We start from the raw sequence: 21,091 nt of genomic DNA, 5'->3' as shown, positions 1-21,091 counted from the left end.
GCGTTGTCGTCTGGATTCTATGGAGGCGCAACCATATAGTCGGGCCCCTTGCAGGGGGAATCAAATATTGGATAGCGATTTTCAAGTTTTCATTAGCTATGCTCGGCCGGACCGAGAGGCTGCCGGGGAATTGTACGATTGGCTCAAGAAAAATGGTTTCGACGCTTGGATAGATTTTAAGAAGATAAAGGGCGGGCAGAATTGGGATTTTGAAATCAAAAAGGCGCTAGACAGGTCAGCTATTATCGTAATCCTTTGGTCTAAAAACTCGCGCGATAGGCGAGGCTACATCCAAAGAGAGGTTAGAATTGCGTTGGACAAATACCAGGAGAAGCTGGTCGACGATATCTTCATAATTCCTGTTCTCCTAGACGATAGCGCAATCCCGGATCAACTAAAAAGCATCCAGGCCTTGTTCGCCGGCCAGTCAGATTTCCGGGAAGCTTTGTCAGACGCAATAGCCCATCAGGTCGAAAGGCTAGGGGGCGAGCGAGAACGCGTCCAATTGGATCAGGAAATTACATGGCACTCGTCTTGGATAAAAGAAGAATGGGAGGGGACGCCAGGATATTCCGTTGAATTACAGATACTAGAATTTTCATCCACGGAAGTTCCGAATATAAATCAGATAGGACAACACCTGAGAGGTGTATTGCTTGAGGATTTATTTGTCCATCGCCAGATAAAATTCAAACAGGATTCGGAGTTTTACAACTATGCCCAGGACAAATGGGCTCGAACTAACACGTTTGATGCGCGTTGTACTGATCCAGTATTTTGCAACAAGGTTGTCACGCTCCTATATAACATTCATTGGTATGGTGCTGGGGCGGCGCACGGCACCCATAGTCACAAATCCTTCGCCTTTTTGCTTGAGCCGCTTTTTAGGATCGAATCACTCGAAAGTGTCTTCAAGGAGCCCGATGGCGCGTTTCCGATCCTACAGAGGGAAGTCCGCGAACGGTTGGTGAAATACAATCCTGGAGGAGACGAGGAGCCGGAGCCCGGCGAAGTGGTCGGCCTCGATGAGGAGTGGGTTAACAGGGGAACCGACGAGTGGTCGCACTTCGCCTCATTCGTTTTCAACGAAAATAGCCTCGATATTCACTTCGCCTCCTATCAGGTCGCATACTACGCGGCCGGCACGCCTCACGTTTCAATCCCATATCCCTTAATCGCCAAATTGTTGCGAGAAGAGTATGTGATAGCTCTGAATTTAAAGCGGTACACGTGGGATAAGAGCTAGGGAAAGTCACTGGGGGGCGCCGGGGATGGAAGATGCGGGTCAGATCGCGAAACTTACGGAATGGGTTCCGCTGGCCGTATCGGCATGTTTGACAGCGGGTCTTTGTTGGACAGTCGGGTCGTGTCTCCCGCTGGGCGCAGACGCATTCTACTATCTGAGCGCAAGCGACTTTTTGCGAAGCGCCTTGATTTGCGTGCCCATAACGCTCTTGTGCGCCCCTGTCTTGCTGGCAAGCCTACTTTTTCACTCGAATGATCGCGCAACCGACTACACTAGAAAGCTGGTTGCAGAGCATGAGCAACACGGCAGACGCGCAGTCTATTTGACTGCCTTCATACGGGAGGCACTCTATCACCTCCCGTTAGTTGCAATCATCGCGTTCCCATTTTTGGTTGCACCAAGCAAGTTTGAGGTAGCAATTTTTCTCGGTGTTTATTTCGTCGTTGTGCTTGTCGGAACAGTCACATTTGCAAACTTGAATGACACGAAGCGGCGGGCTTTGGCTGTCGTATCAATGTATCTAGGCGCTTTGGTGCTCTTTTCCTTTCTATATCAGGTGAATGTCCTCCGCACGGCAGAGCTGATCCCCAGTGATAACATATGTCTTGGGGACAAGTGTCGACAAGGAACTGTGGTCGCCCGTTTCTCCGAAGGCAGCTTCATTTGGTGGGCTGGCGCGACAGCTCTTTCGATCGTGCCCAACGACCAGATAACGTCCTTAGACAAATTGGGCGACGGTAGGCTGAAGCCATTGTGGGACTTAAAGAAGTCCGTGCGGTCTTGGTTTGAGGGGGCTGCAAATCCGTAGGCGGCAGCAGCGCCGGCCCCAGCGGATCAGCGCCTAGGCCCGGTCGAAAGGCCTAAAGGCAGGGGTCGCACCTTCAAAGTTGAGATCGGCCCTCCTGCCACCGCTTCGGCGGATCACCGATTCCGTCGCGATCAAAATTTTGTTACCTGTCCCGTTACCTTTTCTGCCGAGAAAGACCTTGGGAATGCGCGCTAAGTAGTTGAAATTGTTGGTGCCCCCGGACGGAATCGAACCGCCGACCTTCGGTTTACAAAACCGCTGCTCTACCAGCTGAGCTACAAGGGCACGGCGCTCCGGTTAGCATATTTGTTGCGCCAGTAAAGACAAAACTCCGTTTTCGGTTACCCCGGCGGTGGATGACGCTGCGGATGCACATGCTGAAATTCGCGGGCACGCTTCCTACATATGGGTCAGGTGCAATCGCTTCGGACTGGAGTGTCGCATGATCAGGCTTGTCATCATTCTCCCCATCGTCGTCATCGCCTGGATGCTGCTGGTGAGGCTCATCAGCGACGTCAAGAAGGCCAATGTCGACTGGACCGGCGTGACTACGATCATCGGCTTCATCGCGCTCGCCTTCTGGCTTCGCCACATCACGGGCATGGGGTGAGGCAGTAGGGAATAGGGAATAGGGAATAGGGAATTGCATCGTTCATAGCGCATGGCGCCATTTCACTACTGCCTACTGCCTACCCCCCTGAAAAAATCTCCTCGACCTTTCGAACCTTTTCCCGCGCTCCGCCGACTGATCTCCAGAGGCGAATGGGTCGCCTCGATCAAGGATCCAGGAGATCATCATGCTCAAGCGCACTCTGACATCAGGCCTCGTCGCCATTTTCGTCGCCACCGGCGCGCTCGCCGCCACCGTCCAGTCGTCCTCGGCTCACGGCTTCCATCATCACCACCATCATCATCACCACAACCACTACTTCAAGATGCATTGGTGGTGGCACCGCAACCATCATCATCACGGCCATGGCAAGGTGATCATTTTCCTTTGATGGAGGGACCCCATTCTCCCAAAAGGGCGGCTTCGGCCGCCCTTTTTGCGTTCCGTGTGGCCTTCGCAATAGCCGAAGACGAAGCGGGAAATGCCAAGCGGGAAGTCACGCTGAAAAAATCGAAAAAAGATTCGAACCTTTCTTTTGGCTCCGACGACAGATGATCAAGAGGCGGATGGATCGCCTCGGTCAACGAAGCAAGGAGATCATCATGTTCAAGCGCACACTCGTTTCCGGCCTTATCGCCACCACCGTCGCCGCCACCACGCTGGTCGGCACCGTTCAGCCTTCGGCGGCTCATTCGCATCATCACCACAATGGCATCGGCATCGGCGTCGCCGCCGGCATAGGTGGCTTCGTCCTCGGCAGCCTGCTTGCCCAGCAGCAGCCGCGCACCGTCTATGTCGAGGAAGACTACGACTCGATCCACATCCGCCGCTGCTACGCTCGCTACGCCACCTACGATGAAGGCTCGGACACCTACATGAGCTACGACGGCCCGCGCACTTGCAGGCTTTGAGAGGAGCCCAACAGTCACAGTAAAAAGGGGCCGCATGCGGCCCTTTTTTCTTTGTTTCCAGCGAGCGCACTGACTGCGCGACCGCCTATCAGACCTTTGGACCAGCGTCGGCAATCGGCAAACCGGCCGCCTGGCAGAGGCCAACAACTCGACGGCGAGCCTCTGGCGTCTCATCGCTCATCGCGACGAGTTCGAACCTGCTTCCGGCATCCGGGTAGACCTTGGCAACAAACGCCTTGTCACCGCCCCCGGATGGGGTCTTGGCGCTGACGGTGCCGCAGACCACGATCTCCCGGCGGCCGCTCAGCGTTCGCTCGCCGGCGAGAATCGTCCCGAACCTGGCGGAGGCCGGATCCGGCAGGTGCTGGCGGATACCGCTCGTGACGACCTCCTCGAGCGCGAGCGAGAACGGAATGGGGTCGACGCGTTGGTCCCCGGCATCGAGTTGAGGTGTCGTCGCCACGCATCCGTAAAGCGAAGCGACAAGCAGAAGCTGAACCGTTTTCCTCATCCGCGCCCTTTCGCATGCATTCGAACGCCACGGCAAGGCGGTGAAATCCGATCTGGCGGGCGCTATACAGCGATTTTCGCAACGTCTAGTCTATGCCGATGGCCCGGCTGAGGGAGGGTGGCTTGGACGAGCAGGATCCCAGGGAAGACCTGATCGAGACGGTTTTCCGCAACGGCACCGTCACCACCGTCGGCATCCTGCTGGCATTTTCGCTGGGCTTCATCACCCATTGGGCCGCCAACCCGATCCCGTGGCGGGCCTACCATCTTGTCGCCGTGCTGCCGATCCTGGCCGGCATCGCCCTGCAGATGCGGGCACTGGCGCTGCTGCTCGACATAAAGTCGCTGCAACGGCGTGTCTATGAACGCGCCAACCGCATCTTCATCGCCGGCCTCATCAGCACCGCTTGCGGCGTCGGCTTGGCGATCCTGCTCGATTTCTTCGATATTGCGACGAAGAGTGCGCTGCCGGGGGCAAGCTGATCAGCCGGCTTGCACGCCGCCGATCATCCGGGTGACCTCGGCCGCCGCATTGTGCACCAGCGGACCGATCTCGGCGAGCCGCTCCGGCGTCACCCGCACCGTCGGCCCCGAAACCGAAACGCCACCAATTGGTTCGCCGAATTCGTTGAAGATGGCGGCCGCCACGCAGCGCATGCCGGGGTGGCGTTCCTCATCATCGACCGACCAGCCGCGGCGCTTGATGACAGCCAGATCGTGGGCGAGGGCGGAAATGTCGGACAGCGTCTTGTCGGTGAAGCGCTGCAGGCCCGCCTTGCGCAAGATGGTGCCGACACGCTCCGGTTCCAGATGCGCCAGCACCGCCTTGCCGATGCCCGATGCGTGGAAGGGGCTGCGCGTGCCCGGCCGGAAGAAGGCGCGGATCGCCTGATGCGTCTCGACCTGGCTGACGAACACCACGCAGTCATCCTCGGCGACGCCGAGATTGGCGGTCTCTCCGGTTCGTTCCATCAGCTCCTGCATGACGATGCGGGCGCGGTCGACCAGCTTGCGGCGGCGCAGGAACGCCGCACCCATGCGGTAGGTCTCGACGCCGATCGACCACAACTGGTCTGATGTGTCGAACTCGACCATGCCGTGGTTCTGCAGCGTCGTCAGCATGCGGTAGGCGGTCGAGGCGGCAAGGCCGCTCTGGGCTGATATCTCGCTCAGCGACAGGCCGCTGCCCTCCGCGACAATGGCCAGGATGCGCAAGGCCCGGTCGAGCGACTGCACCGAACTGGCCTCGGCAGGCCCGTTGAAAGCGCGCGGCCGGCCGCGCTGGCGTTTCTCAGTGGTTTCCATGACACCAGTTTCGCCGATTTCGTAAAACACGCAATGAAAAAGTTTTTCACTCGGGCGGAGAGGGAAATTCTTGGAAAACCAAAAGCCAAATGAAATCAGGGCACAGGCGCTGTTTTCTAGAAATGAAAAAATATTCTGAAAAAATTGAAAAATAGCCGGCTTGCTGACATCCTCGGCTATCCAACAATGACAAACCCCGTGGAGGGCTGGAAAATGGCCAGGATGCGCGCTGTCGATGCCGCGGTTCTCGTTCTCGAAAAGGAAGGCATTTCCTGCGCCTTCGGCGTGCCGGGCGCGGCGATCAATCCGCTCTATTCGGCGCTGAAGGCGAGGGGCACCATCCGCCATGTGCTGGCCCGCCACGTCGAGGGCGCCTCGCATATGGCCGAAGGCTACACCCGCGCCAAGGCGGGCAATATCGGCCTCTGCATCGGCACTTCGGGGCCGGCCGGCACCGACATGATCACCGGACTCTACTCGGCGGCAGCCGACTCCATTCCGATCCTCTGCATCACCGGCCAGGCACCGCGTGCCCGGCTGAACAAGGAGGATTTCCAGGCCGTCGACATCGCCGCCATCGCCGCACCGGTCGCCAAATGGGCGGTTACCGTCATGGAGCCGTATCTGGTGCCGATGGCGCTGCAGAAGGCATTTCATCTCATGCGCTCGTCGCGCCCGGGGCCTGTGCTGATCGATCTGCCGGTCGACGTGCAATTGGCCGAGATCGAGTTCGACATCGACGCCTATGAGCCGTTGACGCCGTTCAAGCCGGCGATGACGCGCGCCCAGGCCGAAAAGGCGCTGACGATGCTCAACACGGCCGAAAAGCCGCTGATCGTCGCCGGCGGCGGCATCATCAATGCCGATGCATCGGATCTGCTGATCGAGTTCGCGGAAATTTCTGGTGTGCCGGTCATCCCGACGCTGATGGGCTGGGGCGCGATCCCCGACGACCACCGGCTGATGGCCGGCATGTGCGGGCTGCAGACGTCGCATCGCTATGGCAATGCGACGATGCTCGAGGCCGATTTCGTCTTCGGCATCGGCAACCGCTGGGCCAACCGCCACACCGGCTCGGTCGACGTCTACACCAAGGGCAAAGAATTCATCCATGTCGACATCGAGCCGACGCAGATCGGGCGGGTCTTCCCGCCGGACCTCGGCGTCGTCTCCGATGCGGGTGCGGCACTCAAGATACTGCTCGACGTCGCCACCGAGTGGAAGACGGCCGGAAAACTGCGCGACTGGTCGGGCTGGGCGAAGGAATGCCAGGCTCGCAAGAAGACGATGAAGCGCAAGACGCATTTCGACCAGGTGCCGCTGAAGCCGCAGCGCGTCTATGAGGAGATGAACAAGGCGTTCGGCCGCGACGTCACCTATGTCACCACCATCGGCCTGTCGCAGATCGCCGGCGCGCAGTTCCTGCATGTCTACAAGCCGCGCAACTGGATCAATTGCGGCCAGGCCGGCCCGCTTGGCTGGACGCTGCCGGCAGCCCTTGGCGTTCGCGCCGCCGATCCGGACCGCACCATCGTGGCGCTGTCGGGCGACTATGATTTCCAGTTCATGATCGAGGAACTGGCGGTCGGCGCGCAGCACAAGCTGCCCTACATCCATGTCGTCGTGAACAATGCCTATCTCGGCCTGATCCGCCAGGCGCAGCGCGGTTTTGCGATGGATTACGAGGTCAGCCTCGCCTTCGAGAACATCAACCGATCAGGCGATCCCGAGGCCGGCTATGGCGTCGACCATGTCGCCGTTGCCGAGGCGATGGGCTGCAAGGCGGTTCGGGTGCGGAAGCCCGAAGAATTCGCCGGCGCCTTCAGAGAGGCGCAGCGGCTGATGAAGGAGCACCGGGTTCCGGTCGTGCTGGAATTCATCCTCGAGCGCGTCACCAACATCTCGATGGGCACCGAGATCGACAAGATCACCGAATTCGAGGACCTTGCCGAACATCAGGAAGACGCGCCGACCGCGATCGTGATGCTCGACTGAGAAGAAGGACAAAAAGAATGCCGCGTTTTTCAGCCAATCTGTCGATGCTCTTTGGCGAGCATGATTTCCTCGACCGCTTCGACGCCGCCGCCCGCGCCGGCTTCAAGGGCGTCGAGTATATCGGTCCCTACGACCATGCGCCCGAGGTGGTAGCCGCCAGGTTGAAGAGGAACGGCCTGACGCAGGTGCTGTTCAACCTGCCGGCAGGCGACTGGGGCAAGGGCGAGCGCGGCATTGCCGTGCTGCCGGATCGCGTGCCGGAATTCCGGCAGGGCATCGCCAAGGCAATCACCTACGCGCAGGCGCTCGGCTGTCCGCAGGTCAATTGCCTGGCCGGCATCGCGCCCGCCGGCGCCGACCGCAAGGTGCTCGAGGATGTTTTCGCCGAAAACCTCGCCTTCGCGGCGGAGAAGCTGGAGCAGGCCGGCATCCGGCTGCTGATCGAGCCGATCAACACCCGCGACATTCCCGGCTTCTTCCTCAACTACTCGGACCAGGCGCTGGCGATCATCGACCGCGTCGGCTCCAAAAACCTGTTCCTGCAATACGACATCTATCACATGCAGATCATGGAGGGGGATCTCGCCCGTAAAATCGAGGCCAACCTCGGCCGCATCGCGCATATCCAGCTTGCGGACAATCCCGGCCGTCACGAGCCGGGGACGGGCGAGATCAACTATCCCTTCCTCTACGACCACATCGACCGCATCGGCTATTCCGGCTGGATCGGCGCGGAATACAAGCCCAAGGCGGGGACGGAGGCCGGCTTAAGCTGGTTCCGGGACCTGGCCGGGCAGGGCAGCGCGGCGGCTTAGCGGCTAAGGCCCCCTCATCCGGCCGCTTACGCGGCCACCTTCTCCCCGCCGGGGAGAAGAGACGCGCACCAACGTCGGCAGCCTCTTCTCCCCTCGGGGAGAAGGTGGCCCGAAGGGCCGGATGAGGGGGCGTTTCACACAGGCATTGGAGAAAAGACAATGGAAACCATCGGCTTCATCGGCCTCGGCATCATGGGCGCGCCGATGGCGGGGCATCTGCTGGATGCGGGCTACAAGGTCATCGCCAGCGATCACCGCTCCAAGCCTTCAGCCGATCTCACCGCCAAAGGCCTGAAAACAGTCTCCGGCCACGCCGCCGTGGCCAAGGCGGCCGACATCATCATCACCATGGTGCCCGACACCCCACAGGTGGCCGACGTGCTGTTCGGCGACAACGGCGTCGTGTCGGGCCTCTCCAAGGGCAAGCTAGTCATCGACATGAGCTCGATCTCGCCGATCGAGACCAAGACCTTCGCCAAGAAGATCAACGATCTCGGCTGCGATTATCTCGACGCACCGGTTTCGGGCGGCGAGGTCGGTGCCAAGGCGGCGTCACTGACCATCATGGTCGGCGGCGAGGAAAAGGTGTTCGAGCGCGCCAGACCCGTGTTCGAGAAGATGGGCAAGAACATCACTCTGGTCGGGCCGAACGGTGTCGGCCAAACAACCAAGGTCGCCAACCAGATCGTCGTCGCGCTGACCATTGAGGCCGTCGCCGAAGCACTTGTTTTCGCTTCGAAAGCCGGCGCCGATCCGGCGAAGGTCCGGCAGGCGCTAATGGGCGGACTGGCCGCCTCGCGCATCCTCGAAGTGCATGGCGAGCGCATGGTCAAGCGCACCTTCGCGCCGGGCTTCCGCATCGAATTGCACCAGAAGGACCTCAATCTGGCATTGGAAGGCGCGAAAGCGCTCGGCGTGTCGTTGCCAAACACCTCGACCACGCAGCAACTGTTCAATTCCTGCGCCGCCAATGGCGGCGCCAAGGAAGATCATTCGGCGCTGGTCAGGGCGCTGGAGCGGATGGCGAATTTCGAGGTCGGCGGCGAAGCGGCCGAAATCAAGGGCAAAGCGGCATAGGTCGGGAGAGGGCGGCGCAACGTTCCCAAGCCGCCACCTCTTGTCCGTCGAAGAACGGGTTTCGGCGCCTGTCGCCGGGACCCGTTTCTCGTTTGCAGCAAATAGTCCGCTGTTCCTGGCTCAGCCGCGCTTGAGGAAGGCCCGTGCGGCATAAAGACTGATCGCCGCGGCGTTCGACACGTTGAGCGAACGGATGATGCCCGGCATGTCGAGCCGTGCCAGCGTCGTCACCGTCTCGCGTGTCTTCTGGCGCAGGCCCTTGCCTTCGGCCCCCAGCACCAGAGCGATCTTTTCTCCGGCAAAGCTCTTTTCGAGTTCGGCCGGGCCGTCCGAGATCAAGCCCGATCGTGCGAAAGCCGGCCTCGTGCAACTGGCCGAGCGCGTCGGCCAGGTTCTTCACTTCGATCTGGTCGATATGCTCCAGCGCGCCGGAGGCCGATTTCGCCAGCACGCCCGATTCCTGCGGGCTGTGGCGCGCGGTGGTGATCAGCGCCCCGGCGCCGAAGGCGACCGCCGAGCGCAGGATGGCGCCGACATTGTGCGGATCGGTGACCTGGTCGAGCACCAGCACCAGCTTGGTGTCGCCCAGCGCATCGAGGCCCTTGGGCTTCAGCGGCTCCGCCTCGATCAGCACGCCCTGATGCACGGCGTCCGAGCCGGTGATCTTGTCGATGTCCCTGGGTTCGACCAGTTCCGCCTTAAAAGGCAGGGCGGCGAGATCGGCGATTTCCAGGCGCTCGGCTGCGTTGCGCGTCACCAGCATTTCCCGGATCTTGCGGCGCGGATTGTCGAGCGCCGCCCGCACCGTGTGCAGGCCATAAAGTCGCACCAGGCCGTCGGCTGCGTTTTCGCCGGGCGGCACGGGCTGGCGTGGCTTGAATGCTGGTGCGCCACCGCTTTTCTCGTCGCGAAAGGCGCGGCGCAGATTGGCGTAATGGGTATCTTTCGGGGTGTTTGTCTTGTTGCTCATGGCCGGCTTCTATAGCTGTCTCCCGTTGCCAAGGATATGCCCTGTCGCCGCAGCCGGCGAACAACATCGAAAAACCCTTCCTGCGCGGTTGACACCCAAAGGGCTTGCCGCCATAAGGCGCTTCGCTGGTTTCGGAGAAGACACAACTCGGGTCCGAATTGGCGCGAATGCCTCGTTGCATGGCTCCGGCGGCAGACTGGAGAGGTGCCCGAGTGGTTAAAGGGGACGGACTGTAAATCCGTTAGCTTAGCTTACGTTGGTTCGAATCCAACCCTCTCCACCACTGCCGGCCCGGAAGCCCTGAAACGAAAAAGCATCGGGCCGAAAAGTGCATGGCGCTTTTCGGGTGAATCCGATACTTCAGTGCAAGGCGCGGGTATAGCTCAGTGGTAGAGCAGCAGCCTTCCAAGCTGAATATGCGGGTTCGATTCCCGCTACCCGCTCCAGATTCTCACCAGCGCCGGATTCCCACCCAGAAAGAACCGCAAGCCGAAGCGCTGCGCGACCGATGCGCAGCGCTTCAACGTTTCAGGGCCGTGTCAGCTGTTGAACGCGGACGCCACCTGATGCTGCTGCGGCACCTGGCCGTTCGGCGTCAGCTTGTCGACGATGCCTGGCAAAGCCGTGGACAGCTGCTTAAGCAGTTCGCCCTCGTCCATTCCGGTCCGCTGCGCGATCTCGCGGATGACCTGTGGTCCAAGCGCAGAACCGAGGTCGTTGGCGTTGATCGACTGGTTCTGCCCGGTGCCGACCCAGGAATCGGCGACATTGCCGTGGCCGGCGTCCTTGAGCTTGTCGAGCAGGCCGCCCAGACCGCCGAGCAGGCCGCCATCACTGGCGGTGGTTCCGGCAGGCGTTGGCTCGGCTGGTGCGGGTGCTTGATCCGGCTGTTCGGCGCTTCTGCCGCTCAGCATTTTTCCAACCAGCAGGGCGCCGAGCGCGATCATCAGCGGTTTGGTGATGTTGCCGCCGGGAACGGCGTTGTCAAAAAGTCCCATAGTGGATCCTCCATCTAGCCAAGCCCAACCCATCATCAACAATGGCGCAATCGGGCGGAATTTCAAGCTGGCTTGTGGTTTTGACAGCCATATGAAAATGTCGGGCTGGCGAGGGATGGAGAGGAAAAAAATGGGTATCATCAGCTGGATCATTCTCGGCGCCATCGCCGGCTTCATCGGCAGCAAGATCGTCAACAAGACCGGTCAGGGCCTGCTCATGGATATCGTGCTCGGCATTGTCGGCGCCATCGTGGGCGGCGTGATATGCAGCCAGATTTTTGGCGTGGGTGTCACCGGTCTCAACATCTCCAGCCTGATCGTCTCAGTGGTTGGCGCGATAGTTGTGCTGTGGGCCTACCATCAGTTCAGCGGACGTCGGACGCTGTAAGCGTCAGCCGGATGACCTGAAATTTCGGATTTCTGCCGGGGCAAGACCGGCTTCGGGCTTGCCTATGGCATCAGCACCGCATCGGCCGCGGCGAAGAAGATCAGCGTTCCGGCGATGAACACCGCCCAGCCGACCAGCGACTTGCGAACGGCGGCCTTGTGCTCGGCGTCGGAGTTCTTGTTCTGGTCAAAATCGGTCATGGGGAAGCTCCCTTGGCTGATTGATCACGGCATCGCCGGATAGACGATATATCGCCGAATAGACGATCAATCTGGGCTCTGCAACAGCAGAAACAGGCGCTCGGATGGCGATGCTACGCGACGACGGTCAGCCGGCGCTTGCGCTGATCCAGCGACACGATGGTCAGCCCGCTGCCCACCACCAGCAGGATACCGCAGACAGCCAGCGCATTGGGGAACTGCCCGAACACCAGCAGGCCCGAAATCACCGCCCAGACGGTGAAGCAGTAGTAGAACGGCGCCACCGCACTGGTCGGTCCGATGCGATAGGCCATGAAGATGAAGAAATGGCCGAAGATGAGGAAAAACCCGGCGCCTGCCATCAGCAGCAGGTGGCGCGCCTCGGGCATGACCCAGCGCTCGGAAACCAGATGCGCAGCACCAGCGCCGATCAATACCACCACCACGGCGGAAATCGCCACGATCATCCCCGGCACCTCTGCCGGCACACGCCGGCCGGCAAGGTCGCGCGCGGCTGCCAGTGTGGCGTTGCCGAGCGCCAGCAGCGCGTAGACCGATATGCCTTGCATCGTCGGCTGCGCCACCATCAGCGCGCCGATGAAGCCGAGCCCGATCAGCGCCATGCGCTGGCCGCCGATGCGCTCGCCAAACAGGATCGATGAACCGACCAGCATCAGCAGCGGCGTGATTTGTCCCAGCGCCGTTGAATCGGCGATCTGCATGTTGGCGAGCGCCACGACATAGCAAAGGATCGCCGCCATCTCGAGCAGGTTCCTGCGCAGCACATGGCCGTCGAAGATCAGCGGAATCTGTTTGCCGTAGCCGAGCAGGAACAACAGCGGGAAGCCCCAAAGCGTTGCTGCGACCCCGCGCAGGAACAGCACCTCATAGGATGGCAAGCCTGCCGTCGCGAGTTTCATCATCGTGTCGTTGACCAGGTACGACCCGGTCGAGACGATCATGAACAGCGGGCCGCGGATCGAGGCAGGGATGAAATGCATCGGGTGAGGAGATCAGACCTCGGTGACCGCCGCAATGGGCCATCAACTGGCCGTGATCCAGACGGGGACTGGCGGGCAAGAGCAACCTTGATCGATCGGCCTGTCGCCCATTTCATTTCATGCATCGCCTTCCTATATCAGCGCCACATCCCCGCAATCGGATCCCAGGTTCGGACTGAGTGAGACGGCACCCAGCCAAAAGACGCTTGTGTTTTTTGGCCTTTGTCGCTAATCGCCCCGCATTCGACTGAACTGAAGGTCAAGGCCGTCCAAGGAAAGAGACTATGGCAAAAGGTAAATTCGAGCGTAACAAGCCTCATGTGAACATCGGCACGATTGGTCACGTTGACCATGGCAAGACGTCGCTGACGGCGGCGATCACGAAGTATTTTGGCGAGTACAAGCGCTACGACCAGATCGATGCGGCGCCCGAAGAGAAGGCACGCGGCATCACGATCTCGACGGCTCACGTCGAATACGAGACGGCCAACCGCCACTATGCCCACGTCGACTGCCCCGGCCACGCCGACTATGTGAAGAACATGATCACCGGTGCTGCGCAGATGGACGGCGCGATCCTGGTCGTGTCGGCTGCCGACGGCCCGATGCCGCAGACCCGTGAGCACATCCTGCTCGCCCGTCAGGTCGGCGTGCCGTCGATCGTTGTGTTCTTGAACAAGGTCGACCAGGTCGACGACGCTGAGCTGCTCGAACTGGTCGAGCTCGAGGTTCGCGAGCTTTTGTCGAAGAACGAGTTCCCCGGCGACGACATTCCGATCGTCAAGGGTTCGGCTTTGGCCGCGCTTGAAGATTCGAACAAGACGATCGGCGAAGACGCGATCCGCGAGCTGATGGCTGCGGTCGACGCCTACATCCCGACGCCGGTTCGTCCGCTCGACAAGCCGTTCCTGATGCCGATCGAAGACGTGTTCTCGATCTCGGGCCGTGGCACGGTCGTCACCGGCCGCGTCGAGCGCGGCATTGTCAAGGTTGGCGAGGAACTCGAGATCATCGGCATCCGTCCGACGACCAAGACGACCTGCACGGGCGTTGAAATGTTCCGCAAGCTGCTCGATCAGGGCCAGGCTGGCGACAACATCGGCGCGCTGCTGCGTGGCGTTGATCGTGAAGGCGTCGAGCGTGGCCAGGTTCTGGCCAAGCCCGGCACGGTGAAGCCGCACAAGAAGTTCGTGGCCGAAGCCTACATCCTGACCAAGGACGAAGGTGGCCGTCACACGCCGTTCTTCACCAACTACCGTCCGCAGTTCTACTTCCGCACGACCGACGTGACCGGCATCGTATCGCTGCCGGAAGGCACCGAGATGGTGATGCCTGGCGACAACATCACGGTCGATGTCGAGCTGATCGTGCCGATCGCCATGGAAGAGAAGCTGCGCTTCGCCATCCGTGAAGGCGGCCGCACCGTCGGTGCCGGCATCGTCGTCACCATCAAGGAATAATCGACACCGGCATTAGCCGGATCGAGAAGAAAAGGGCGGTCTTAGGGCCGCCCTTTTTGTTTGCTGACACTAGGCGGAATAAGTATTGCGCAGTTCTTTCAAACCTATTGCAAGCACCGTTGCCACAACTATTATCGGTTGTGTCGAGGGGGCTTTGGCAAAGCGTGTTTTTGGGGCGCCGTTCAAGCTATGTAGCAAGTTGGTGGCGTGCGCTGGTTCGCCTGGTGCCGGTGCTTGCGATTGTGATGGTTGCCTTCACCGCGAAGGCCGATAACCCCTCCGACCCGAAAACATGGAATCCCGATACCTGGTACCTTCAGCACCTTCTGTCCGATGGTCTCTCGGAGATGCAATTTGCCGTCGTCCGCAGCAACGCGGCTGGCTGCGAGCCCAACTGTCCGGAATGGATTTCGGCTGAAGGCGCCATCGAAGCCGGTACGCCGGCCAAGCTCAAGCGCATATTGAAGACGCTAGGCCGTCGGCAACTGCCGGTTATCGTCAACTCCCCTGGCGGCAATGTCGACGCCGCGCTCCAACTCGGCCGCATAATCCGCAAGAACAAACTCGATGTAGCCGTCGGTGCCACCAAATTCTCCGGCTGTCAGCTGGGAATAGGCGATTGTCGGGCCAACGATGGCAAGGGCGCCGCCTACTTCGGCATCGCGTCCGACGGCGGTGCCATGTGTAATTCCGCCTGTCCGCTGATGTTTGCCGGAGGTGTCCAACGCCTGGTCGGGCGATGGGCCTATCTGGGCGTCCACCAGATCACCACGACATTCCAGCGCCAACAGGTCTACTACCGTACCACGTACAGAATTGTGCGTGGCAGGAAGAAGATTATCAGCAGCAAGATCGTCAGCCGCACAAACGTCGGCACCTACAAGACCTACGAAATGAGCAAGGCGGTTGAGAGGAAGCTGTCGGCGTATCTCAGGGAAATGGGAGTGGGGCAGGGTGTTCTCGAGGTCATGAAAACCACACCCGCGGGTGACATCCGCCAGGTCGCCCTCGACGACATGACCACGATGAAGTTGGTCACCAGCAAGGGCACTGTCGACCTACTTATATGGGCGGGCATATGCCGGCGGAGTCCTGCGCCGGCGAACTGCAGGGAAATCCCTGCGAACGCCAAGCCGGCCGACGTGGCAGCGATAGAGGCAAAGCCCGCACCCTCCCAACCGGCTCAAGTCTCACTTTCGCAGCCTGCCAAGGCAGCACCAACCCAGCCTGCCAAGGCAGCACCGGCCCAGCCTGCCAAGGTAGCACCAACCCAGCCTGCCAAGGCTCCGCTCCCCAAGCCGTTCTGGGCAGCGCCAGGAAATGGGGCGCCGGAGACGCGCTTCGTGGTCGTTCGCGGCAGCGATCCGCTCTGCGATCCCGACTGCCCGGAATGGATCTCGGCGGAGGGCGCGATCACGCCTCAGACCCCGGACAGGCTTCGCCGGTTGCTCGCCATGCTTGGCAACCGGCGGCTGCCCGTTGTGATCAGCTCACGGGGAGGCGACCTGTTCAGCGCTTTGATGATGGGTCGGCTCATACGGGAACGGAAGCTCGACGTCGTCGTCGCCCGCACCAATATCACAGGCTGCAGCCCGGCCGGGGCTGGTTGCTCGGACGACAACGGCGCCTATGTCGGGCTGATCAGCGATTTTGGCGTGGAGTGCGATTCAGCCTGCGCGCTCGTGCTTGCCGGCGGCGTCAAGCGGCTGGTCGATCCCAAGGCGCGGTTCACCATGTACACAATGGGGCAGAAGGGGATAGTCAAAGCCTACCTGGAGGAGATGGCGATCGATCCCGGTCTGTTCGCAGCGCTCGAGCAGCACTCGGTCGAGCGCCAGCTCGAACCCGAGCTGATGCTGAGGGCTGGATTGATCACCGGGCCGCAATCGGTCAACGTGCTGATAGGCCCGACCATTTGCAAATCGGCGCCAAAACCGGACAATTGCCGGGCTTTGTCGTCGGCTGATGCCGAGGCAAAGACGGCGCCTAAACTTTAGCGCACTGTTTCCGGCACTGCGTGATCTGGGAGCTACGCCCGCCGTCAAAGCTGTTGCAAGCGCCATCGCGGCAACTAGTATAGGTTGCGTTGTGGGAGCTTGCCGAAGAGTGGTTCCAGGGCGCTGTTTCGATGGGATGGCATGGTGGTTGCGGGCACTTGTCCGTCTCATGCTGTTGACCGCTGTTGTGCTGACTGTAGCGGCAGCGCAGGCTCAGGAGCAGTCGCTGGAGATCCCCTCGATGCGGTTTGCCGTCGTGCGCAGCAATGCGCCGGGCTGCGAGCCCAACTGTCCGGAATGGATATCGGCCGAAGGCACCATCGAGGCGGGCACACCGTCGCTGCTCAAGCGCACGCTCAAGGCACTCAAAGGCAGGCAATTGCCGGTGGTCGTCAATTCCCCCGGCGGCAATGTCGATGCGGCGGTGACACTTGGCCAGATGATCCGCAAGAACAAGCTCGACATCGCCGTCGGCACGACGGTGTTTTCCGGCTGCGAGCCGGAGATGAAGAATTGCAGGGATAATCAGGGCAAGGGCGCCGACTATTTCGGCCTGGCCTATGACAGCGGCGCCATGTGCAATTCCGCCTGCCCGCTGATGTTTTCCGGCGGTGTCCGCCGCGTCGTCGGGGATTTCGCCTATCTCGGCGTCCACCAGGTCACCACCACCTATAAGCGCGAGAAGCTGCTTTACCGGACGACCTACCGGATCGTGAACGGCAGGAAGAAGATCATCAGCACCAAGGTCGTCAGCCGCAAGAACGCAGGCAGCTACAAGACCTACGAAATGAGCAAGACGGTCGAGAAGAGGCTTTCGGCCTATTTGCAGGGGATGGGGATAGGCGAAGGCGTGTTCATCACGATGAAGAACACGCCGGCCAGCGAAATCCATCAGCTGGTTCTCGACAACATGCTCCGCATGAACCTCGTCACCTCGCTCGACACCGTCGAGCTTTTCACCGGCGGAACCATCTGTAAGGCAACTCCGATGCCGGCGAACTGCCGGGAGATACCAGTGGGCAAAGAGAGTTCGCCGGCCAATCTCCCGACCGCCCAGGCAAAACCGGCTCCCGCTGCGCCCGCTGAGGCCCCGAAGGAGGCGGACATGCGCTTCGTGCTTGTCCGAGGCAGCAACCCGCTCTGCAATCCCGACTGCCCGGAATGGATCTCGGCGGAAGGCTCGATCACCGCGCAGACGCCGGATAAGCTTCGCCGGGCACTCGATGCCGTCGCCGGCCGGCGGCTGCCGATCGTCATCAACTCGCAAGGAGGCGATGTCGAGAGCGCGCTTGCCGCCGGCAGGCTGATCCGCGAACGTAAGCTCGATGTCGTCGTCGCCCACACGGATTTCGTCGATTGTGATCCCTCGGCGGATTGCCTGGCCAAGGACGGCACCCACACCGGGCTCACCATCGAATCGGAGGGCGAATGTGCGTCGGCCTGTCCGATCATGGTTGCTGGCGGCGTCAGGCGCGTCATCGGCTCGGCCGTGCGCCTCAGCGTGAGCTCTGTTGGGCCTGGGGACAAGGTCAAGGCGTATCTCGACGAGATGGCGATCGGACCCGGCCTGTTCGCCGCCATACAACTCTCCTCATCCAAACGGCAGCTCTACCAGCAGGCGATACTGAAATTCGGGTTGGCAACCGGGCCTCAGTCCGCAGACGATCTGACGGGTGCCACCATATGCAGATCGATTCCGAGGCCGGACAATTGCCGGATCGAGCCGTCAGCCAACGCCGAAGCCGAGATGCCGGCCAAACTGTAACTGGCCATCGAGGCAGGTTGAGGCTGGTCGGGTCTTTCCGCTACCGTCTGCGGCGATCGAGGACAGGTGACCGCCATGCGCAAGGATGTTCCGACACTCTACGAATGGGCCGGCGGCAGCGACGCCCTGAACCGGCTGACACAGACCTTCTATGACAAGGTGGCGCAGGATCCGGTCGTCGGGCCGGTGTTCAAGACCATGTCGCCGGATCATCCCGCCCATGTCGCTGCCTTCATCGGCGAAGTCTTTGGCGGACCGAAGACCTACAGTGAGAAATTTGGCGGCCACCGCGAGATGGTCATGCATCATCTGGGCAAGCATTTGACCGAAGAGCAGCGCCGCCGCTGGATCAACCTGCTCGCCGATGCCGCCGATGCCGTTGGTCTGCCCGACGATCCCGAATTCCGCTCGGCCTTCATGGGCTATGTCGAATGGGGATCGCGGCTGGCCAAGATGAATTCCAATCTCGGCGAGACCTGCGATCCGGAAACCGAACCGATGCCGGCCTGGGGCTGGGGCGTGCCCGGCGGACCGTACACGCCACCGGAAACAAAGTAGGTTCCAGCCACCCGGATTGCCGAACTATGTCAAAAGATTTTAAGATCGTGCGCTGGCGCGAGTGGGACGGCCCCGGTATCGAGCATCTCGAACTGCGCCAGCGGGCAGGGGAGGTCCTGGCTGACTCCGTCGTCATTTGTTCCGGCCAGACCCCTTTTGCCGTCCGCTATCGCATAGAATGCGACGTGAGCTGGCGCGCCAGGAGCGTCACGGTCGACATGATCGGCTCTGGCCGGGCGCTGGTTCTTGCCTCCGAAGGTGACGGCCGCTGGATCCGGGACGGTCTGCCGATGCCGGAACTTGGCGGCGTTCTCGACCCTGATCTCACCGTCACTCCGTTCACCAACACGCTGCCGATCCGGCGCTTGCGGCTTTCCACCGGGCAGAGCGCCGAGATCACCACCGCCTTTATCGAGTTCCCGGCGCTCACGGTCGTCAGCAACCCGCAGCGCTACACATGCCTCGAGGAGGGCAAGCGATATCTCTATGAATCGCGCGCCAGTGACTTCAAGCGTGAACTCGAGATCGACCGCGATGGGCTGGTCGTTGCCTATCCCGATTTCTGGCAAAGGGGATGAAGGCGTGTTTGCGTGCAAACCACTCTTTACAGAGAGCGCGGAAGCTTTTAGGAAGCCCCTGCTGCGCCGAGGCGCGCACGATACGGGCATAGCTCAGTTGGTAGAGCGGCGGTCTCCAAAACCGCAGGTCGTAGGTTCGAGCCCTGCTGCCCGTGCCATTTCAAGAATGGCCATTGGAAGTGATTTTTTGTGGGCCGCCTTTGAAAATCGGCGACACGCTTGCCATATTAGGCTGATTGGGGCATAAGGGCGCCATAGCCGGGACGGAACGACTGGATGGTTCCGAGGCGGTGTTTGGTCATAAAGCGGACACTTGCCACTTGCGTGGATCAAGAATCGGTTTTATGTAGACAGAACAGACACGCGACGCGCGGAGCTGGGAAACCGGCTTTACGCGTCTGATTTGCATGGGCGAAATGATTGCGCTGATTCGGCGCGATACTGGGCTCAGGCGGCACGTCCCGGCCAGCGGGATCATCCAGGAGACCCGGCCAACGGGTCTTGAAGACAGAGCGGCATATGGCTTCGAAAACCACAAATCCTTTCGTCTTTCTCCAGCAGGTTCGCTCGGAGACCGCCAAGGTGACTTGGCCGTCGCGGCGCGAAACGATGATCTCGACGGTGATGGTTCTGGCCTTCGCTGTGATTGCGATGATTTTTTTCTTTAGCGCCGATCAGTTGATGGGCTTCGCGATCGAACAGATTCTGGGCATTGGACGCTAAGTCCGGCGACTACGGAGAAGTCTAAAAAAATGGCTGCGCGCTGGTACATCGTCCACGCTTATTCGAACTTTGAAAAGAAGGTCGCCGAGGACATCGAGAACAAGGCCAAGCAGAAGGGCCTGTCCGCCGATATCGAGCAGATCGTGGTGCCGACCGAGAAGGTCGTCGAGGTTCGCCGTGGCCGCAAGGTCGATGCCGAGCGCAAGTTCTTCCCGGGCTACGTGCTCTTGAAGGCCAATCTGACCGACGCCGTGTTCTCGCTGGTGAAGAACACCCCGAAGGTCACCGGCTTCCTGGGTGACTCTAAGCCGGTGCCGATCACCGAGGCGGAAGCACAGCGCATCCTGAACCAGGTGCAGGAAGGCGTCGAGCGGCCGAAGCCCTCGGTCACTTTCGAGATCGGCGAAGCGATCCGCGTTTCGGACGGTCCTTTCGCGTCCTTCAACGGTTTCGTCCAGGAAGTGGACGAGGAGCGGGCGCGGCTCAAGGTGGAAGTTTCGATCTTCGGGCGCGCTGTGCCTGTCGATCTGGAATTCGGACAGGTCGAAAAGGGCTGATCCGAAATCCCCGATGTTGGGCCGGCGACGCCGGTTCGACGATCAGGGCAGGCGGCGCGGAGACGCGCGGCCTGAGAACGGTGGGAGACGAATGCAGCTTTAGCCGGCCGCATGGATCGCACCACCAGACTGCAACCGCCGGTGTTTCCCAGATGGTGGGGCCGGCATAGACAAAGGCAGGAAAAGAGATGGCTAAGAAAATTGCAGGCCAACTCAAGCTCCAGGTTAAAGCGGGATCGGCTACGCCGTCTCCGCCGATTGGCCCGGCGCTTGGTCAGCGTGGCATCAACATCATGGAATTCTGCAAGGCGTTCAACGCGCAGACCCAGGAAATGGAAAAGGGATCGCCGGTTCCGGTCGTCATCACCTATTACCAGGACAAGTCGTTCACCTTCGTCATGAAGACGGCGCCGGTGAGCTACTTCCTGAAGAAGGCGGCGAACCTCACGTCAGGTTCGAAGGAGCCGGGCAAGGTCAAGGCTGGCACCGTTTCGCGCGACAAGGTTCGCGAGATCGCCACTGCCAAGATGAAGGATCTGAACGCAAACGACGTCGAGGCGGCCATGCGCATGGTCGAGGGCTCCGCCCGCTCGATGGGTCTGGAAGTGGTGGGCTAAGA

The 21,091-nt window shown here is 60.7% G+C and carries 22 protein-coding genes, 4 tRNA genes and 1 pseudogene; 20 read left to right on the top strand and 7 right to left on the bottom strand.

Annotated elements, in window-relative coordinates:
- Window positions 1-67: 67 nt before the first annotated feature.
- A complete protein-coding gene (locus tag AC56QX_RS24770; RefSeq protein ID WP_497111127.1) occupies window positions 68-1,246 on the top strand; it encodes a TIR domain-containing protein in 1,179 nt (392 codons plus the stop codon).
- 1,017 nt (window positions 1,247-2,263) lie between these two features.
- Here the strand turns inward: AC56QX_RS24770 and AC56QX_RS24765 are convergent.
- Window positions 2,264-2,339 (bottom strand) — tRNA-Thr (locus AC56QX_RS24765).
- A 157-nt stretch (window positions 2,340-2,496) separates the two neighbouring features.
- Between AC56QX_RS24765 and AC56QX_RS24760 the strand changes: the two genes are divergently transcribed.
- The 3 genes from AC56QX_RS24760 (at window position 2,497) to AC56QX_RS24750 (ending at window position 3,575) form a co-directional block, all read left to right on the top strand.
- A complete protein-coding gene (locus AC56QX_RS24760; RefSeq protein WP_081294272.1) occupies window positions 2,497-2,664 on the top strand; it encodes a hypothetical protein in 168 nt (55 codons plus the stop codon).
- A 187-nt stretch (window positions 2,665-2,851) separates the two neighbouring features.
- Window positions 2,852-3,055 (top strand): hypothetical protein, encoded by a 204-nt coding sequence (locus tag AC56QX_RS24755; protein WP_497111126.1) that lies wholly within the window; start codon window positions 2,852-2,854, stop codon window positions 3,053-3,055.
- A gap of 211 nt (window positions 3,056-3,266) precedes the next feature.
- Entirely contained in the window at window positions 3,267-3,575 is a 309-nt protein-coding gene (locus AC56QX_RS24750; protein ID WP_497111124.1) for a BA14K family protein, read from the top strand.
- 88 nt (window positions 3,576-3,663) lie between these two features.
- Here AC56QX_RS24750 and AC56QX_RS24745 read toward each other — a convergent pair whose 3' ends face one another.
- On the bottom strand, window positions 3,664-4,086 hold the full coding sequence (locus AC56QX_RS24745) for a hypothetical protein (RefSeq protein WP_497111123.1): 423 nt from the start codon (window positions 4,084-4,086) through the stop codon (window positions 3,664-3,666).
- 122 nt (window positions 4,087-4,208) lie between these two features.
- Here AC56QX_RS24745 and AC56QX_RS24740 point away from each other — a divergent pair, with 122 nt between their 5' ends.
- Window positions 4,209-4,568, top strand: coding sequence for a hypothetical protein (locus AC56QX_RS24740; protein ID WP_497111122.1), 360 nt, complete (start codon window positions 4,209-4,211; stop codon window positions 4,566-4,568).
- Here the strand turns inward: AC56QX_RS24740 and bhcR are convergent, their stop codons facing one another.
- Window positions 4,569-5,390, bottom strand: coding sequence for an HTH-type transcriptional regulator BhcR (gene bhcR / locus AC56QX_RS24735; RefSeq protein ID WP_497111121.1), 822 nt, complete (start codon window positions 5,388-5,390; stop codon window positions 4,569-4,571). It lies immediately after the preceding gene.
- Window positions 5,391-5,603: 213 nt separating this feature from the next.
- Between bhcR and gcl the strand changes: the two genes are divergently transcribed.
- From gcl to AC56QX_RS24720, 3 genes are all read left to right on the top strand, one after another.
- Window positions 5,604-7,385 carry a glyoxylate carboligase gene (gcl, locus tag AC56QX_RS24730; protein WP_497111120.1) on the top strand — a complete coding sequence of 594 codons (1,782 nt, stop codon included), beginning with the start codon at window positions 5,604-5,606 and terminating at the stop codon, window positions 7,383-7,385.
- Window positions 7,386-7,402: 17 nt separating this feature from the next.
- Window positions 7,403-8,200 carry a 2-oxo-tetronate isomerase gene (gene otnI, locus AC56QX_RS24725; protein WP_497111119.1) on the top strand — a complete coding sequence of 266 codons (798 nt, stop codon included), beginning with the start codon at window positions 7,403-7,405 and terminating at the stop codon, window positions 8,198-8,200.
- Window positions 8,201-8,359: 159 nt separating this feature from the next.
- Window positions 8,360-9,277 carry a 2-hydroxy-3-oxopropionate reductase gene (locus tag AC56QX_RS24720; protein WP_497111118.1) on the top strand — a complete coding sequence of 306 codons (918 nt, stop codon included), beginning with the start codon at window positions 8,360-8,362 and terminating at the stop codon, window positions 9,275-9,277.
- 120 nt (window positions 9,278-9,397) lie between these two features.
- On the opposite strand, the pseudogene AC56QX_RS24715 reads toward AC56QX_RS24720, so the two are convergent.
- Window positions 9,398-10,247: pseudogene (locus tag AC56QX_RS24715) on the bottom strand (TrmH family RNA methyltransferase).
- A 198-nt stretch (window positions 10,248-10,445) separates the two neighbouring features.
- Here AC56QX_RS24715 and AC56QX_RS24710 point away from each other — a divergent pair.
- Window positions 10,446-10,530: transfer RNA gene (locus tag AC56QX_RS24710), tRNA-Tyr, on the top strand.
- 89 nt (window positions 10,531-10,619) lie between these two features.
- A tRNA-Gly gene (locus AC56QX_RS24705) sits at window positions 10,620-10,693 on the top strand.
- Between the two features lie 93 nt (window positions 10,694-10,786).
- On the opposite strand, the gene AC56QX_RS24700 is transcribed toward AC56QX_RS24705, so the two are convergent.
- Window positions 10,787-11,245, bottom strand: a complete 459-nt coding sequence (locus tag AC56QX_RS24700; protein ID WP_497111116.1) for a YidB family protein — start codon at window positions 11,243-11,245, stop codon at window positions 10,787-10,789.
- A gap of 130 nt (window positions 11,246-11,375) precedes the next feature.
- Between AC56QX_RS24700 and AC56QX_RS24695 the strand changes: the two genes are divergently transcribed.
- On the top strand, window positions 11,376-11,633 hold the full coding sequence (locus tag AC56QX_RS24695; RefSeq protein WP_027028819.1) for a GlsB/YeaQ/YmgE family stress response membrane protein: 258 nt from the start codon (window positions 11,376-11,378) through the stop codon (window positions 11,631-11,633).
- 62 nt (window positions 11,634-11,695) lie between these two features.
- Here AC56QX_RS24695 and AC56QX_RS24690 read toward each other — a convergent pair whose 3' ends face one another.
- Together AC56QX_RS24690 and AC56QX_RS24685 are read right to left on the bottom strand one after the other, a co-directional pair.
- Entirely contained in the window at window positions 11,696-11,833 is a 138-nt protein-coding gene (locus AC56QX_RS24690) for a hypothetical protein (protein ID WP_497111115.1), read from the bottom strand.
- Between the two features lie 113 nt (window positions 11,834-11,946).
- Complete coding sequence (locus AC56QX_RS24685) at window positions 11,947-12,834, bottom strand: DMT family transporter (protein ID WP_475450922.1); 888 nt, start codon at window positions 12,832-12,834, stop codon at window positions 11,947-11,949.
- 284 nt (window positions 12,835-13,118) lie between these two features.
- On the opposite strand from AC56QX_RS24685, the gene tuf reads away from it, so the two are divergent.
- The 9 genes from tuf to rplK all read left to right on the top strand — a co-directional run bounded on the left by tuf (window position 13,119) and on the right by rplK (window position 21,089).
- Window positions 13,119-14,294: an elongation factor Tu gene (tuf, locus tag AC56QX_RS24680; RefSeq protein WP_027044958.1), complete on the top strand. Its 1,176-nt coding sequence runs from the start codon at window positions 13,119-13,121 to the stop codon at window positions 14,292-14,294.
- Window positions 14,295-14,641: 347 nt separating this feature from the next.
- A complete protein-coding gene (locus AC56QX_RS24675) occupies window positions 14,642-16,291 on the top strand; it encodes a COG3904 family protein (protein WP_497117876.1) in 1,650 nt (549 codons plus the stop codon).
- Window positions 16,292-16,400: 109 nt separating this feature from the next.
- Entirely contained in the window at window positions 16,401-18,056 is a 1,656-nt protein-coding gene (locus AC56QX_RS24670; RefSeq protein WP_497111114.1) for a COG3904 family protein, read from the top strand.
- A gap of 75 nt (window positions 18,057-18,131) precedes the next feature.
- The gene (locus AC56QX_RS24665) at window positions 18,132-18,614 is read left to right on the top strand and encodes a group II truncated hemoglobin (protein WP_497111113.1); all 483 of its coding nucleotides are present in this window, start codon (window positions 18,132-18,134) and stop codon (window positions 18,612-18,614) included.
- 26 nt (window positions 18,615-18,640) lie between these two features.
- Complete coding sequence (locus AC56QX_RS24660; protein WP_497111111.1) at window positions 18,641-19,192, top strand: putative glycolipid-binding domain-containing protein; 552 nt, start codon at window positions 18,641-18,643, stop codon at window positions 19,190-19,192.
- A gap of 82 nt (window positions 19,193-19,274) precedes the next feature.
- Window positions 19,275-19,350 (top strand) — tRNA-Trp (locus tag AC56QX_RS24655).
- A gap of 361 nt (window positions 19,351-19,711) precedes the next feature.
- Window positions 19,712-19,915: a preprotein translocase subunit SecE gene (gene secE, locus AC56QX_RS24650; RefSeq protein ID WP_027044964.1), complete on the top strand. Its 204-nt coding sequence runs from the start codon at window positions 19,712-19,714 to the stop codon at window positions 19,913-19,915.
- 29 nt (window positions 19,916-19,944) lie between these two features.
- Window positions 19,945-20,472 (top strand): transcription termination/antitermination protein NusG, encoded by a 528-nt coding sequence (gene nusG, locus AC56QX_RS24645; protein WP_010909261.1) that lies wholly within the window; start codon window positions 19,945-19,947, stop codon window positions 20,470-20,472.
- 188 nt (window positions 20,473-20,660) lie between these two features.
- Window positions 20,661-21,089 (top strand): 50S ribosomal protein L11, encoded by a 429-nt coding sequence (rplK, locus tag AC56QX_RS24640; RefSeq protein WP_013531410.1) that lies wholly within the window; start codon window positions 20,661-20,663, stop codon window positions 21,087-21,089.
- The last annotated feature ends 2 nt before the right edge of the window (window positions 21,090-21,091 follow it).

This window comes from Mesorhizobium sp. RCAM 06353, from assembly GCF_059683585.1.
This window is presented reverse-complemented; position numbering and strand designations above follow the sequence as displayed.